19 protein-coding genes are annotated in these 13,509 nt (G+C 55.0%); 12 read left to right on the forward strand and 7 right to left on the reverse strand.

All coding sequences use genetic code 11. The features are described from left to right. Window positions 1-183: 183 nt before the first annotated feature. On the forward strand, window positions 184-471 hold the full coding sequence (sfsB, locus tag L463_RS21355; protein ID WP_020480545.1) for a DNA-binding transcriptional regulator SfsB: 288 nt from the start codon (window positions 184-186) through the stop codon (window positions 469-471). A 63-nt stretch (window positions 472-534) separates the two neighbouring features. Here the strand turns inward: sfsB and murA are convergent, their stop codons facing one another. The 7 genes from murA to mlaF all read right to left on the reverse strand — a co-directional run bounded on the left by murA (window position 535) and on the right by mlaF (window position 5,328). Next, window positions 535-1,794: a UDP-N-acetylglucosamine 1-carboxyvinyltransferase gene (murA, locus tag L463_RS21350; RefSeq protein ID WP_006812128.1), complete on the reverse strand. Its 1,260-nt coding sequence runs from the start codon at window positions 1,792-1,794 to the stop codon at window positions 535-537. A gap of 50 nt (window positions 1,795-1,844) precedes the next feature. Then, window positions 1,845-2,099 (reverse strand): BolA family iron metabolism protein IbaG, encoded by a 255-nt coding sequence (ibaG, locus tag L463_RS21345; protein WP_003861840.1) that lies wholly within the window; start codon window positions 2,097-2,099, stop codon window positions 1,845-1,847. A gap of 126 nt (window positions 2,100-2,225) precedes the next feature. Continuing rightward, a complete protein-coding gene (gene mlaB / locus L463_RS21340; RefSeq protein WP_023295497.1) occupies window positions 2,226-2,519 on the reverse strand; it encodes a lipid asymmetry maintenance protein MlaB in 294 nt (97 codons plus the stop codon). After that, on the reverse strand, window positions 2,519-3,154 hold the full coding sequence (mlaC, locus tag L463_RS21335) for a phospholipid-binding protein MlaC (protein WP_006812130.1): 636 nt from the start codon (window positions 3,152-3,154) through the stop codon (window positions 2,519-2,521). The genes mlaB and mlaC overlap by 1 nt, the downstream gene beginning before the upstream one ends. Window positions 3,155-3,172: 18 nt before the next feature. Next, window positions 3,173-3,721: an outer membrane lipid asymmetry maintenance protein MlaD gene (mlaD, locus tag L463_RS21330; protein ID WP_006812131.1), complete on the reverse strand. Its 549-nt coding sequence runs from the start codon at window positions 3,719-3,721 to the stop codon at window positions 3,173-3,175. Window positions 3,722-3,725: 4 nt separating this feature from the next. Further along, window positions 3,726-4,508: a lipid asymmetry maintenance ABC transporter permease subunit MlaE gene (gene mlaE / locus L463_RS21325; protein ID WP_003861848.1), complete on the reverse strand. Its 783-nt coding sequence runs from the start codon at window positions 4,506-4,508 to the stop codon at window positions 3,726-3,728. A 7-nt stretch (window positions 4,509-4,515) separates the two neighbouring features. Beyond that, window positions 4,516-5,328 carry a phospholipid ABC transporter ATP-binding protein MlaF gene (gene mlaF, locus L463_RS21320; protein ID WP_017382730.1) on the reverse strand — a complete coding sequence of 271 codons (813 nt, stop codon included), beginning with the start codon at window positions 5,326-5,328 and terminating at the stop codon, window positions 4,516-4,518. A gap of 227 nt (window positions 5,329-5,555) precedes the next feature. Here mlaF and L463_RS21315 point away from each other — a divergent pair, with 227 nt between their 5' ends. From L463_RS21315 to npr, 11 genes are all read left to right on the forward strand, one after another. Continuing rightward, window positions 5,556-6,533, forward strand: coding sequence for a calcium/sodium antiporter (locus L463_RS21315; RefSeq protein ID WP_003861852.1), 978 nt, complete (start codon window positions 5,556-5,558; stop codon window positions 6,531-6,533). Window positions 6,534-6,546: 13 nt separating this feature from the next. Next, entirely contained in the window at window positions 6,547-7,533 is a 987-nt protein-coding gene (kdsD, locus tag L463_RS21310; protein ID WP_003861853.1) for an arabinose-5-phosphate isomerase KdsD, read from the forward strand. 14 nt (window positions 7,534-7,547) lie between these two features. After that, window positions 7,548-8,114: a 3-deoxy-manno-octulosonate-8-phosphatase KdsC gene (gene kdsC, locus L463_RS21305; RefSeq protein ID WP_017693909.1), complete on the forward strand. Its 567-nt coding sequence runs from the start codon at window positions 7,548-7,550 to the stop codon at window positions 8,112-8,114. Then, window positions 8,111-8,686 (forward strand): LPS export ABC transporter periplasmic protein LptC, encoded by a 576-nt coding sequence (lptC, locus tag L463_RS21300; protein ID WP_032103286.1) that lies wholly within the window; start codon window positions 8,111-8,113, stop codon window positions 8,684-8,686. The genes kdsC and lptC overlap by 4 nt, the downstream gene beginning before the upstream one ends. After that, window positions 8,655-9,209, forward strand: a complete 555-nt coding sequence (gene lptA, locus L463_RS21295; protein WP_006812136.1) for a lipopolysaccharide ABC transporter substrate-binding protein LptA — start codon at window positions 8,655-8,657, stop codon at window positions 9,207-9,209. The genes lptC and lptA overlap by 32 nt, the downstream gene beginning before the upstream one ends. A 6-nt stretch (window positions 9,210-9,215) precedes the next feature. Further along, window positions 9,216-9,941 carry an LPS export ABC transporter ATP-binding protein gene (gene lptB, locus L463_RS21290; protein ID WP_023304493.1) on the forward strand — a complete coding sequence of 242 codons (726 nt, stop codon included), beginning with the start codon at window positions 9,216-9,218 and terminating at the stop codon, window positions 9,939-9,941. A gap of 47 nt (window positions 9,942-9,988) precedes the next feature. Further along, the gene (gene rpoN, locus L463_RS21285) at window positions 9,989-11,422 is read left to right on the forward strand and encodes an RNA polymerase factor sigma-54 (protein WP_032673063.1); all 1,434 of its coding nucleotides are present in this window, start codon (window positions 9,989-9,991) and stop codon (window positions 11,420-11,422) included. A gap of 22 nt (window positions 11,423-11,444) precedes the next feature. After that, the gene (gene hpf / locus L463_RS21280) at window positions 11,445-11,732 is read left to right on the forward strand and encodes a ribosome hibernation promoting factor (RefSeq protein WP_003861866.1); all 288 of its coding nucleotides are present in this window, start codon (window positions 11,445-11,447) and stop codon (window positions 11,730-11,732) included. A gap of 82 nt (window positions 11,733-11,814) precedes the next feature. Beyond that, window positions 11,815-12,306 carry a PTS IIA-like nitrogen regulatory protein PtsN gene (gene ptsN, locus L463_RS21275; RefSeq protein WP_003861869.1) on the forward strand — a complete coding sequence of 164 codons (492 nt, stop codon included), beginning with the start codon at window positions 11,815-11,817 and terminating at the stop codon, window positions 12,304-12,306. Window positions 12,307-12,351: 45 nt separating this feature from the next. Then, window positions 12,352-13,206 carry an RNase adapter RapZ gene (rapZ, locus tag L463_RS21270; RefSeq protein ID WP_003861870.1) on the forward strand — a complete coding sequence of 285 codons (855 nt, stop codon included), beginning with the start codon at window positions 12,352-12,354 and terminating at the stop codon, window positions 13,204-13,206. After that, a complete protein-coding gene (gene npr, locus L463_RS21265; protein ID WP_003861872.1) occupies window positions 13,203-13,475 on the forward strand; it encodes a PTS phosphocarrier protein NPr in 273 nt (90 codons plus the stop codon). The genes rapZ and npr overlap by 4 nt, the downstream gene beginning before the upstream one ends. The last annotated feature ends 34 nt before the right edge of the window (window positions 13,476-13,509 follow it).

Raw genomic sequence — 13,509 nt, forward strand, 5'->3', positions numbered from 1 at the left:
ACCAATAAATTACATTTCCGCGTAAGCCCATCGGGTTACAGGCCGCATGTATAAAGCCGTGCCTTATTCTGAATATTGCTTCTCGTAACATGAACTTTTTAGAACACATGTTCGAAGTGAGTATAGTAATGCTGTCTTTTCACACGAAACGACGTGGACGATAACGAACACAAGGACAGCATTATGGATACAAAATTCATCGACTGGCATTCTGCTGACATTATTGCGGCACTGCGTAAAAAAGGAACATCGCTGGCTGCCGAATCACGTCGTCATGGGCTAAGCTCGTCGACGCTGGCAAACGCCCTGACCCGCCCATGGCCGAAGGGGGAACTGATTATCGCGACGGCGCTGGATACGCATCCGTGGGTGATATGGCCGTCACGCTACCACGATCCTATTACCCATGAATTTATCGACAGAACGCGCATGATGCGCCAGGGCAAAACGAAGAAAGCACATCAGGACTGATGCACCAGGATTGACAGGAACAGCAATCCCCCGGCCTGTTATGGCAGGGGGGTGCCGGAACGATTACTCGCCCTTCACACGCTCGATATTTGCACCCAGCGCGCGCAGTTTGTCCTCAATACGCTCGTAACCACGATCGATGTGGTAGATACGATCGACAACGGTAGTCCCTTCCGCAATACAACCTGCCAATACGAGGCTCGCAGACGCGCGCAGATCGGTCGCCATCACCTGCGCACCGGACAGTTTTTCAACGCCGTGGCAAATTACCGTGTTGCTTTCAATCTCAGCATGCGCACCCATACGGATCAGTTCCGGTACGTGCATGAAACGGTTTTCGAAGATAGTTTCCGTGATGAAGCCCGTGCCTTCGGCCACCAGGTTCAACAGCGTGAACTGTGCCTGCATATCCGTCGGGAATGCCGGATGTGGCGCAGTACGCACGTTAACGGCTTTAGGACGCTGCCCGTGCATATCGAGGCTGATCCAGTCTTCACCGATTTCGATATCCGCACCCGCATCGCGCAGTTTCGCCAGCACCGCATCCAGGGTATCTGGCTGGGCGTTACGGCAGACAATCTTACCGCCAGAAATGGCCGCGGCCACCAGGAAAGTACCGGTTTCGATACGGTCTGGCAGTACGCGATACACACCGCCACCCAGACGTTCAACGCCTTCGATGGTGATACGGTCTGTGCCCTGCCCGCTGATCTTCGCCCCCAGCGCGACCAGGAAGTTCGCGGTATCCACGATCTCCGGCTCACGGGCGGCGTTTTCGATGATGGTAGTGCCTTCTGCCAGCGTAGCAGCCGACATGATGGTGACTGTTGCGCCCACGCTCACTTTGTCCATGACAATGTGCGCGCCTTTCAGACGACCATTGACGGACGCTTTAACGTAACCCTCTTCCAGCTTGATCTCCGCGCCGAGTTTTTCCAGGCCGAAGATATGCAGGTCAACGGGACGCGCGCCGATAGCGCATCCGCCCGGCAGTGAAACCTGTCCCTGACCGAAACGCGCCACCAGCGGACCAAGCGCCCAGATGGAAGCACGCATGGTTTTCACCAGCTCATACGGCGCTGAGAAGTTGTTCACGTTGCTGGCATCGATCCAGACGGAACCGTTACGCTCCACTTTGGTGCCCAACTGGCCGAGCAACTTCATGGTCGTGTCGATATCTTTCAGCTTCGGTACGTTCTGGATCTCTACCGGCTCTTCTGCGAGCAGCGCAGCGAAAAGAATGGGCAGCGCGGCGTTTTTAGCGCCAGAAATTGTGACTTCGCCCTGGAGACGCGTGGGTCCCTGTACACGAAATTTATCCATCGTTTGCTCTCTTATAAATTCAACCGTGCTGCGGGCGTTCCGCCCTCAGCTCAAAAACCGTTTAGTTTGCGATCGCGTGCCCACTCCTGTGGGGTGAACGCTTTAATCGACAGGGCGTGGATGCGGTTATCCGCAATGTATTCCATCAGCGGCGCGTACACAGCCTGCTGTTTCTTCACGCGACTCATTCCGTCGAACATCTCACCCACAGCAATAACCTGGAAGTGACTGCCATCGCCAGAGACGTGGGCTTCCTGAAGGGAGAGTGCATTCATCAGCACAGTCTGGATTTCATTATTTTCCATGGGGTCTACATCATCTGATAGTGAAAACAAGCTCAACATCTTAGAGCAAAGTGGCGCGGTCTTAAACAAGCAAAAAGCCCCGACGCGTAAACTGTCGGGGCTTTCAGAAGTAACGTACTGAAAAAATTAGCGAGGTAATACGTCTTCGGGCAAATTGTAAAGCTGTGCAAGGGTAATCACGTTATCGCTTACCCCCGTCAGGGTAACGCTGCTCCCCTGCTTTTTGCCCGTGGCCACCAGGTACGCCAGCAGGGCGATACCGGCGGTATCTACCCGCGTAACGCCATGGAGATCAATCAGCGTCACGCCCTGCATCGCGTTATGGCGAGCGTCCCACAGCGGGTTAAGCAGATCCTGATCCAGCTCTCCCGTCAGCGTCAACGTCTCGCCGTCACGCGCCCAGCTAAGCTGCTGTGACATTACTTCTTCTCGTCCAGGGTAATTTTCTGACGAGAGATGGACTGAAGCTGAGCCGTCAGGCCATCGATGCCTTTAGTGCGCAGCAGATCGCTCCACTCGTTCTGTTTAGTGGTGATCATGCTGACGCCTTCAGCGATCATGTCGTACGCCTGCCAGTTTCCGGTCTGGCTGTTTTTACGCCACTGGAAGTCCAGACGAACCGGTGGACGACCGTTTGGATCGATAATCGTCACGCGAATAGGAATGATAGTGGCATCGCCCAGCGGCTGTTCAGGGGCAATCTGATAGGTCTGCCCGTGGTACATCGCCAGCGCCTGGCCGTAAGCCTGTTTCAGGTATTCACGGAACGCTGCAAAGTAAGCCTCGCGCTGTGCAGGGGTCGCGTCTTTGTAGTAACGGCCCAGCACCAGTGCGCCCGCATACTTGATCTGCACATACGGCAGCAGTTCCTGATCCACCACATCACGCAGATAATCAGGGTTAGAACGGATTTTTGGCTGTTCGTTTTTAAGACGGTCGAAGGTTTTCTTCGCGGCCTCATCCATCAGTTTGTACGGGTTACTCTGATCCGCAGCGTGCGCCGCGGTAAGAGGGGCAATGACCAGCATGGCAACCATTAACAGTCGTTTAAACATGAATGACTTCTCCTGAAATTAATTCGTCGCGCCTGGCGTCGGTTCGACGTTGGTGTGGTCTTCACTCTGCGCAGGGGCATCGTCAGACTTTTTATCATCCCCTTTACTGTTGTAAAGGAACTGACCAATCATATCTTCCAGCACCATCGCTGACTTGGTATCTTGGATTACGCTACCGTCTTTAAGGATAGTCGTTCCCAGCTCAGGATCTTCAAAACCAACGTTAAGGGCCAGATATTGCTCCCCCAGCAGGCCAGAGGTGCGGATAGAAAGCGAGCTGGTGTCCGGAATGTGGTTATAGCGCTCTTCGATATCCATCGCGACGCGCGGCAGATAGGTTTTCTCATCAAGCGTAATGTCAGCGACACGTCCGATAACGACGCCACCAATACGCACCGGTGAGCGCGCTTTCAGGCCGCCGATGTTATCGAAAGTCGCGTAGACACGATACGTCGGCTCGGCGCGAACAGAGGTGATGTCCGCCGCTCGCAGGCAGATGAACAGCGCGGCCAGCAGCGCCAGAAGCAGAAACACGCCAACCCAAATTTCATTTTTTCTCGTTTGCATGAACTCAATTCCCAAACATCAGTGCGGTGAGCACAAAATCCAGACCTAAAACGGCCAGCGACGAATGTACGACAGTACGCGTCGTTGCACGGCTAATGCCCGCCGACGTCGGAATGGCATCGTAACCATTAAACAACGCAATCCAGGTAACCGTCACAGCGAAAACCACGCTCTTGATCAGACAGTTCACCAGATCCATCCGCAGATCGATGGCGTCCTGCATGGCAGACCAGAAGAATCCGGCATCAATGCCTTTCCAGTTAACGCCAACCAGCGCGCCTCCCCAGATACCTACCGCCACAAAGAGGATAGTCAGTAACGGCAAGGAGATAACCCCGGCCCAGAAGCGCGGCGAGATTACCCGGCGCAGCGGATCGACTGCCATCATCTCCATACTGGAGAGCTGCTCGGTGGCGCGCATCAGGCCAATTTCCGCCGTCAACGCTGACCCGGCACGCCCGGCGAACAGCAGCGCGGCAACCACCGGCCCGAGTTCACGCAGCAGCGAGAGCGCCACCAGCATGCCAAGGCTGGTTTCCGCGCTGTAGGTTGTCAGCACCAGATACCCCTGCAACCCCAGCACCATGCCAATAAACAGACCCGACACGATGATGATAAGCATCGACAGCACGCCGACGTTATAAAGCTGCCGTACCAATAACGGCGCATGCTTGCGGAACTCCGGTTTGCCGACCAGCGCGTTGAACAACATTAATCCGGCACGCCCGAACGTACTGATGGTTTTTAGGCCACGGTGTCCAAGACCCGCCAACGCATTTAACAGCATGAGTGGCTTAACTCCCTATTCCGAGTAAATCGTCATGATAGTCGCCCGCCGGATAGCGGAAAGGCACCGGCCCATCTGCGATACCGTCCAGGAACTGCCGCACGCGCGGATCGCCATTCTCCTGCAACGCCTGCGCGCTGCCGTGGGCGACGATCTTTTTGTCAGCCACAATATAGGCGTAATCAGCGATACTCAGCACTTCCGGCACGTCGTGGGAAACCACCACGCAGGTGACGCCAAGGGCGCTGTTCAGCTCCGAAATTAACTTCACCAGCACGCCCATGGTGATGGGGTCCTGCCCGACGAACGGTTCATCGAACATGATTAAATCGGGTTCCAGGGCAATAGCACGCGCCAGCGCGGCGCGGCGCGCCATCCCACCCGAGAGTTCGGACGGCATGAGTTTCGCAGCCCCCCGCAGCCCCACGGCTTCAAGCTTCATCATCACCGTACTGTGCAACAGCTCAGGAGGAAGATGGGTGTGCTCACGCAACGGATAGGCCACGTTGTCAAAAACGTTCATATCCGTGAACAGCGCGCCCGACTGAAAGAGCATGCTCATCCGTTTGCGAACCGTGTAGAGGCGCGAGCGAGACATCGCCGGGACATTTTCGCCGTCGAAGAGAATTTCGCCGCTGTCAGGGGGGATTTGCCCGCCGATAAGACGCAGCAACGTGGTTTTACCGATCCCTGACGGCCCCATGATGGCGGTGATTTTACCGCGCGGCACGGTCAGCGAAATATCATCAAATATTAACCGGTTGCCGCGAGAAAAACTGACGCCCCGGACATCGACTATATTCGCCATCGTTTGGCTCATTTATGGTTCCTTACTTACCTTGCTTCACGGCTGGCATGAAGCGTAAATCAGCCCTAAACCCCGCATTTTTACAGAATATTCACTATTGGGGTTAGCGAAAGCTGGCATTTGTTTTACTTTTCCGGCGCATAAAGTCAAAATTAGGAATTCGTTACGTCTCAGACTTCATCTGGCGCCAACATTCGTGCGCAGTGGACCAGCGAGTATACCTGAAGAAAGGACTTTTGATGCTTTTAGCAACAGCACTGTTAATAATTGGTTTACTGTTGGTGGTCTACAGTGCTGACCGTTTGGTCTTTGCCGCATCCATTCTCTGTCGACTCATTGGCATGCCGCCCATCATTATCGGCATGACGGTGGTCAGTGTAGGCACATCGCTTCCTGAAATCATCGTTTCTGTTTCAGCCTCGCTGCATGGGCAAGTCGACCTCGCTATCGGCACCGCGATTGGCTCTAACATCGTCAATATCTTACTGATTTTAGGCTTAGCCGCATTACTGCATCCATTTCGCGTGCATTCTGATGTTTTGCGCCGGGAATTGCCGTTAATGTTAGTCGTCAGTCTGCTGGCAGGCTACGTACTTTATGACGGGGTGCTGAGCGTCGGTGACGGTATATTCCTGCTCGCCCTGGCCGTGATCTGGTTGCTTTACAGCGTGAAGATCGCACGTCTGGCGGAAAAACAGGGTAACGATAGCCTTACGCGTGAGCATCTCGCCGAGCTGCCCCGGGAAGGGACCTTACCCGTCGCCCTGCTGTGGCTGGGCGTCGCGCTGATCATCATGCCAATGGCCACGCGGATGGTGGTCGATAACGCGACGGTGCTGGCGAACGCGTTTGCGATGAGCGAACTGACAATCGGTCTGACGGTAATCGCCATCGGCACCAGCCTGCCAGAGCTGGCCACCGCCATCGCCGGGGCGCGTAAAGGGGAAGATGATATCGCCATCGGCAATATCATTGGCTCGAATATTTTCAATATCGCAATCGTGACAGGGCTGCCGGCGCTAATCTCGCCGGGGCCGTTTAACCCTATGGTTTTCACGCGCGATTACGGTGTGATGCTGCTGGTCAGCGTGATTTTCGCCCTGCTCTGCTGGCGGCGAAAAGAGCAGATCGGCAAAGGCGCAGGCGCGCTGCTGACGGGTGGATTTATCGTATGGCTGGCGATGCTGTACTGGCTTTCGCCTCTTCTCTCTGGGTAAACGGAAACGCATTATGTCGCAAATAGAATTGCAGCCGGGTTTTGACTTTCAGAAAGCAGGCAAAGACGTTCTGGAGATTGAACGTGAAGGTCTGGCGCAGTTAGATCAGTACATTAATCAGGATTTTAGTCTGGCCTGTGAGAAGATGTTTTACTGTGCCGGCAAAGTCGTGGTGATGGGGATGGGCAAATCCGGCCATATCGGACGCAAAATGGCGGCGACCTTTGCCAGTACCGGCACGTCGTCATTCTTCGTCCATCCCGGTGAAGCCGCGCACGGTGACCTCGGCATGGTTACGCCGCAGGACGTGGTTATTGCGCTGTCCAACTCCGGGGAATCGAATGAAATCCTGGCGTTGATCCCGGTGCTGAAGCGTCTGCACGTACCGCTGATTTGCATGACCAGCCGCCCGGAAAGCAGTATGGCGCGTGCGGCGGATATTCACCTGTGCGTGAAGGTGCCTAAAGAAGCCTGCCCGCTGGGGCTGGCGCCGACCTCCAGCACAACCGCCGCGCTGGTGATGGGCGATGCCCTTGCCGTTGCGCTGCTGGAAGCCCGCGGTTTTACGCCTGAAGATTTCGCCCTGTCTCACCCCGGCGGCGCGCTCGGGCGTAAACTGCTGCTGCGGGTTAACGATATTATGCACACTGGAGATGAGATCCCGCACGTGAGCAAAGAGGCCTCTTTGCGCGACGCGTTACTGGAGATCACCCGTAAAAACCTGGGCATGACGGTTATCTGCGACGATCTGATGAAGATTCAGGGCATTTTCACCGACGGCGACCTGCGCCGGGTATTCGATATGGGTGTGGATGTCCGAACGCTGGGCATTGCTGATGTTATGACGCCAGGCGGGATCCGCGTCCGTCCGGGCACGCTGGCGGTAGATGTGCTGAACCTGATGCAGTCCCGTCATATTACCTCAGTGATGGTTGCCGATGGCGACCAACTGCTGGGTGTGGTACATATGCATGATCTGCTGCGCGCTGGCGTAGTGTAATGAAGGATAAGACAATGAGTAATGCGGGTGCATCCCTTGCAACCTGTTATGGCCCGGTGAGCGCCCACATGATGGCAAAGGCGGAAAATATCCGCCTGCTGATCCTCGATGTGGATGGTGTGCTCTCCGACGGTCTGATTTATATGGGCAATAACGGCGAAGAGCTGAAAGCCTTTAACGTTCGCGACGGTTACGGTATCCGCTGTGCGCTCACGTCCGGTATTGAAGTTGCTATCATCACCGGGCGGAAAGCTAAACTGGTAGAAGATCGGTGTGAAACGCTGGGCATTACCCATCTCTATCAGGGGCAGTCTGATAAGATGGTAGCTTTCCGGGATCTGCTGGGAAAACTGGCCATTGCACCAGAGAATGTGGCATACGTCGGGGATGATTTGATCGACTGGCCAGTGATGGCGGAGGTGGGTCTGAGCATCGCCGTGGCTGACGCGCACCCGCTGCTGATCCCGCGTGCTGATTACGTTACCCATATTCACGGTGGCCGCGGCGCCGTCCGTGAAGTCTGCGATCTGCTTCTGCTGTCGCAGGGCAAGCTTGATGAGGCGAAAGGGCAATCGATATGAGTAAAACCAGACGTTGGGTTATCATTCTGCTTGCGCTTGCCGCCCTGGTACTGATTGGCGTCAACCTCGCTGACCGCGATGATACGCAAGCGGAAGTGGTTAACACGAGCGACCCGACCTACAAAAGCGATCACAGCGACACCGTGGTCTATAGCCCGGAAGGCGCGCTGAACTATCGCCTCGTTGCTCAGCATGTAGAATATTTTTCAGATGACGGTACCTCGTGGTTTACCCAACCGGTCATGACCACCTTTGATACGGACAAAGTGCCGACGTGGTCTATCAAGTCTGACCGGGCAAAACTGACAAATGACCGTATGCTTTACCTGTATGGTCACGTTGAAGTCAACGCCCTGACCGCTGACGCGCAACTGCGAAAAATTACGACGGATAACGCCCAGATCAACCTGGTCACCCAGGATGTCACGTCGCAGGATCTAGTCACCCTGTATGGCACAACATTTAATTCCAGCGGTTTAAGAATGCGCGGGAACTTACGCAGCAAAAACGCCGAGCTGATTGAAAAGGTTAGAACCTCCTATGAAATTCAAAACAAACAAACTCAGCCTTAAAGTTGTTATCGCCAGCGCGCTGCTGGCGGCCAGTCTTCCCGCGCTTGCTGTGACTGGCGACACCGAACAGCCGATTCATATTGAATCCGATACCCAGTCTCTGGATATGCAGGGTAACGTCGTCACCTTTACCGGCAACGTCGTCATGACCCAGGGCACCATTAAAATCAACGCCGACAAAGTGGTCGTTACCCGTCCGGGCGGCGAGCAGGGCAAAGAGATTATCGATGGTTATGGCAACCCGGCCACCTTCTACCAGATGCAGGACAACGGCAAGCCGGTGAAAGGCCATGCCTCGCATATGCACTATGAACTGGCGAAGGATCTGGTCATCCTGACCGGTAATGCTTACCTGGAACAGCTGGACAGCAATATCAAAGGCGACAAGATCACCTATCTGGTGAAAGAGCAGAAAATGCAGGCCTCCAGCGAAAAAGGCAAACGCGTCACGACCGTGCTTGTGCCTTCGCAGTTGCAGGACAAGAACAACGGTCAGGCTCCGGCACAGAAAAAGAGTAACTAATTCGTTATGGCAACTTTAACTGCAAAAAACCTCGCGAAAGCGTATAAGGGCCGCCGCGTCGTCGAAGATGTCAGTCTGACCGTCAACTCCGGCGAAATCGTGGGTTTGCTTGGCCCTAACGGGGCGGGTAAAACCACGACCTTCTACATGGTGGTGGGCATCGTCCCGCGTGACGCCGGCAACATCATCATCGATGATGAAGATATCAGCCTGCTGCCGCTGCATGCCCGCGCGCGTCGTGGCATCGGCTATTTGCCGCAGGAAGCGTCTATTTTCCGCCGCTTAAGCGTGTTCGACAACCTGATGGCCGTGCTCCAGATCCGTGACGATCTGACCAGCGAGCAGCGCTCTGACCGTGCGAACGAGCTGATGGAAGAGTTTCATATCGAACATCTGCGTGACAGCCTCGGCCAGGCGCTGTCCGGTGGTGAACGCCGCCGCGTTGAGATTGCGCGCGCGCTGGCAGCAAACCCAAAATTCATCCTGCTGGATGAACCGTTTGCGGGCGTTGACCCCATCTCCGTTATCGATATCAAACGTATCATTGAGCACCTGCGCGACAGCGGGCTTGGCGTACTGATCACGGACCACAACGTTCGTGAAACGCTGGCCGTGTGTGAGCGCGCCTACATAGTGAGCCAGGGCCATCTGATTGCCCACGGTACGCCGCAGCAAATCCTCGAAGATGAGCATGTTAAGCGCGTGTACCTTGGGGAAGACTTCAGACTCTGATAGGGTAGAGGTTAAGTCACGCCGAACCGGAGAAAAACGCTCTGAACATGAAGCAAGGTTTGCAATTACGGCTCAGCCAGCAACTGGCCATGACGCCGCAGCTACAGCAGGCAATCCGTCTGTTGCAGCTGTCCACGTTAGAACTCCAGCAGGAGCTCCAGCAGGCGCTGGACAGCAATCCGCTGCTGGAGCAAACCGATCTTCATGACGAGGTAGACGCCCAGCAGACGCAGGACACAGAAACGCTCGACTCCGTAGATGCGCTCGAACAGAAAGAGATGCCGGACGAACTGCCGCTGGATGCCAGCTGGGATGAAATCTACACCGCGGGTACCCCTTCCGGGACGCGTGCAGACTACCAGGACGATGAACTCCCGGTCTACCAGGGCGAAACCACCCAGTCGCTTCAGGACTACCTGATGTGGCAGGTAGAGCTGACTCCTTTCTCCGATACCGATCGCGCCATTGCCACCTCGATTGTCGATGCCGTTGACGACACGGGCTATTTGACCGTGACGCTGGACGAGATTCTTGAAAGCATCGGCGATGACGAGATTGAACTGGAAGAGATCGAAGCCGTTCTGAAACGCGTTCAGCGTTTCGACCCGATAGGTGTCGCCGCGAAAGATCTGCGCGACTGCCTTCTGATCCAGCTTTCGCAGTTTGCCAAAGAGACACCGTGGATTGACGAAGCCCGGCTCATCATCAGCGATCATCTGGATCTGCTGGCGAATCACGACTTCCGCACCCTGATGCGCGTCACACGCCTGAAAGAAGAGGTGCTGAAGGAAGCGGTGAATCTGATCCAGTCGCTCGATCCGCGTCCGGGGCAGTCGATCCAGACCAGCGAACCGGAATATGTCATCCCCGATGTGCTGGTGAGAAAACACAATGGCCGCTGGGTCGTTGAACTGAACGCCGACAGCATTCCTCGCCTGCAAATCAACCAGCAATACGCCTCCATGTGCACCAGCGCCCGTAACGACGCTGATAATCAATACATTCGCAGCAACCTTCAGGAAGCACGCTGGTTGATCAAGAGCCTGGAGAGCCGTAATGACACGCTGCTGCGCGTCAGCCGCTGTATTGTCGAACAGCAGCAGGCGTTCTTTGAGCAGGGCGAAGAGTTTATGAAACCGATGGTGCTGGCGGACATCGCCCAGGCCGTCGAGATGCATGAATCAACCATTTCCCGCGTGACCACGCAGAAATATCTGCACAGCCCACGCGGTATTTTTGAGCTTAAGTATTTCTTCTCCAGCCACGTGAACACCGAAGGCGGCGGCGAAGCCTCGTCAACGGCTATTCGCGCACTGGTGAAGAAGTTGATCGCCGCGGAGAACCCCGCGAAGCCACTCAGTGACAGTAAGTTAACCACCATGCTGTCCGATCAGGGTATTATGGTGGCACGTCGTACTGTCGCGAAGTATCGAGATTCTTTATCCATTCCGCCGTCTAACCAGCGTAAACAACTGGTTTGACACAACCGATAAGGAAGACACTATGCAGCTCAATATCACCGGACATAACGTCGAGATTACTGAGGCTTTACGCGATTTTGTAAACACTAAGTTTGCGAAACTCGAGCAGTATTTCGAGAGGATCAACCAGGTCTATGTTGTGTTGAAAGTGGAGAAAGTGACGCATATCTCGGATGCGACCCTGCACGTCAACGGAGGGGAACTCCATGCCAGTGCGGAAGGGCAAGACATGTACGCGGCTATCGACGGCTTGATTGATAAGCTTGCGAGACAGCTCAATAAACATAAAGATAAACTGAAACAACACTAATTGTCCGGGCAGTTAACGGGTGCAGGACGGCCTGTTGTGAAACACAACAGGCCATTTGTACAGTTAGCGCTTAGGTGAAATTATGATAAACAACGATTCCGCTCTTCAACTGAGCAATGTCCTTAACCAGGATTGTACCCGCAGTGGCGTTCACTGCCAGAGCAAAAAACGTGCGCTGGAAATCATCAGTGAGCTGGCCGCAAAACAGCTGGGTCTGCCGCCGCAGATCGTGTTTGAAGCCATTCTGACCCGTGAAAAAATGGGCAGTACCGGCATCGGCAATGGCATTGCGATCCCGCATGGCAAGCTGGAAGAAGATACGCTGCGTGCCGTGGGGGTGTTTGTGCAACTGGAAACGCCTATCGCTTTTGACGCCATCGATAACCAGCCTGTGGATCTGCTTTTCGCGCTGCTGGTTCCTGCCGATCAGACCAAAACCCACCTGCACACGCTGTCGCTGGTTGCCAAACGTCTGGCGGATAAAACCATTTGTCGTCGACTGCGCTCAGCCCAAAGTGATGAAGAGCTTTATCAAATTATCACTGAAGCAGAAGGCAATCAGGATGAGGCATAATCGGGAAAGGGCCTTCAGTACGGCTGCCCTGAGGAGAAACGGAACATGGTGCTGATGATCGTCAGCGGTCGTTCGGGGTCCGGGAAGTCCGTGGCCCTGCGCGCGCTGGAAGACATGGGATTTTACTGTGTAGATAACCTGCCGGTAGTGTTGTTACCCGATCTGGCGCGGACGCTGGCGGACAGGCAAATCTCTGCCGCCGTCAGTATCGACGTGCGTAACATGCCGGAATCGCCGGAAATCTTCGAGCAGGCAATGAACAGCCTGCCGGAATGCTTCTCGCCTCAGCTCTTGTTCCTGGATGCTGACCGCAACACGCTGATCCGTCGCTACAGCGATACACGTCGTTTGCATCCGCTCTCCAGTAAAAATCTTTCGCTGGAAAGCGCCATCGATAAAGAGAGCGATCTGCTTGAGCCGCTGCGTTCCCGGGCCGACCTGATTGTCGACACTTCCGAAATGTCCGTCCACGAGCTGGCGGAAATGCTGCGTACGCGCTTACTCGGCAAGCGCGAGCGCGAACTGACGATGGTGTTTGAATCCTTCGGCTTTAAGCACGGCATACCTATTGATGCGGATTACGTTTTTGATGTGCGTTTCCTGCCGAACCCACACTGGGATCCGAAACTGCGTCCGATGACCGGTCTGGATAAGCCGGTGGCAGCGTTCCTCGACAGACACACAGAAGTACACAATTTTATCTACCAGACGCGAAGCTACCTTGAGCTATGGTTACCTATGCTGGAAACAAACAATCGCAGCTACCTGACGGTGGCGATTGGCTGTACCGGCGGTAAACATCGTTCGGTCTACATTGCCGAACAGCTGGCCGATTACTTCCGCTCACGCGGGAAGAACGTTCAGTCCCGTCATCGCACGCTGGAAAAACGCAAAACATGACCGTAAAACAGACCGTCGAAATCACCAACAAGCTGGGCATGCATGCGCGCCCGGCGATGAAGCTGTTTGAACTGATGCAGGGTTTTGATGCTGAGGTGCTGCTGCGCAACGACGAGGGAACCGAGGCAGAAGCCAACAGCGTGATTGCGCTACTGATGCTGGATTCTGCCAAAGGCCGTCAGATTGAAGTTGAAGCCACCGGCCCGCAGGAAGAAGAAGCGCTGGCGGCAGTGATTGCCCTGTTCAACGCCGGGTTTGACGAAGACTAACGTTCGCCATGTCGGCGGGTAGCGCTGCGCTTAC

This window comes from Enterobacter sp. BIDMC 27 (assembly GCF_000534415.1).
Lineage (GTDB): Bacteria > Pseudomonadota > Gammaproteobacteria > Enterobacterales > Enterobacteriaceae > Enterobacter > Enterobacter hormaechei_C.

Bases quoted from the DNA above. Each gene is read 5' to 3' on its own strand.
- sfsB (WP_020480545.1), top strand. From the start codon at position 184: ATGGATACAAAATTCATCGACTGGCATTCTGCTGACATTATTGCGGCA.
- murA (WP_006812128.1), bottom strand. From the start codon at position 1,794: ATGGATAAATTTCGTGTACAGGGACCCACGCGTCTCCAGGGCGAAGTC.
- ibaG (WP_003861840.1), bottom strand. From the start codon at position 2,099: ATGGAAAATAATGAAATCCAGACTGTGCTGATGAATGCACTCTCCCTT.
- mlaB (WP_023295497.1), bottom strand. From the start codon at position 2,519: ATGTCACAGCAGCTTAGCTGGGCGCGTGACGGCGAGACGTTGACGCTG.
- mlaC (WP_006812130.1), bottom strand. From the start codon at position 3,154: ATGTTTAAACGACTGTTAATGGTTGCCATGCTGGTCATTGCCCCTCTT.
- mlaD (WP_006812131.1), bottom strand. From the start codon at position 3,721: ATGCAAACGAGAAAAAATGAAATTTGGGTTGGCGTGTTTCTGCTTCTG.
- mlaE (WP_003861848.1), bottom strand. From the start codon at position 4,508: ATGCTGTTAAATGCGTTGGCGGGTCTTGGACACCGTGGCCTAAAAACC.
- mlaF (WP_017382730.1), bottom strand. From the start codon at position 5,328: ATGAGCCAAACGATGGCGAATATAGTCGATGTCCGGGGCGTCAGTTTT.
- L463_RS21315 (WP_003861852.1), top strand. From the start codon at position 5,556: ATGCTTTTAGCAACAGCACTGTTAATAATTGGTTTACTGTTGGTGGTC.
- kdsD (WP_003861853.1), top strand. From the start codon at position 6,547: ATGTCGCAAATAGAATTGCAGCCGGGTTTTGACTTTCAGAAAGCAGGC.
- kdsC (WP_017693909.1), top strand. From the start codon at position 7,548: ATGAGTAATGCGGGTGCATCCCTTGCAACCTGTTATGGCCCGGTGAGC.
- lptC (WP_032103286.1), top strand. From the start codon at position 8,111: ATGAGTAAAACCAGACGTTGGGTTATCATTCTGCTTGCGCTTGCCGCC.
- lptA (WP_006812136.1), top strand. From the start codon at position 8,655: ATGAAATTCAAAACAAACAAACTCAGCCTTAAAGTTGTTATCGCCAGC.
- lptB (WP_023304493.1), top strand. From the start codon at position 9,216: ATGGCAACTTTAACTGCAAAAAACCTCGCGAAAGCGTATAAGGGCCGC.
- rpoN (WP_032673063.1), top strand. From the start codon at position 9,989: ATGAAGCAAGGTTTGCAATTACGGCTCAGCCAGCAACTGGCCATGACG.
- hpf (WP_003861866.1), top strand. From the start codon at position 11,445: ATGCAGCTCAATATCACCGGACATAACGTCGAGATTACTGAGGCTTTA.
- ptsN (WP_003861869.1), top strand. From the start codon at position 11,815: ATGATAAACAACGATTCCGCTCTTCAACTGAGCAATGTCCTTAACCAG.
- rapZ (WP_003861870.1), top strand. From the start codon at position 12,352: ATGGTGCTGATGATCGTCAGCGGTCGTTCGGGGTCCGGGAAGTCCGTG.
- npr (WP_003861872.1), top strand. From the start codon at position 13,203: ATGACCGTAAAACAGACCGTCGAAATCACCAACAAGCTGGGCATGCAT.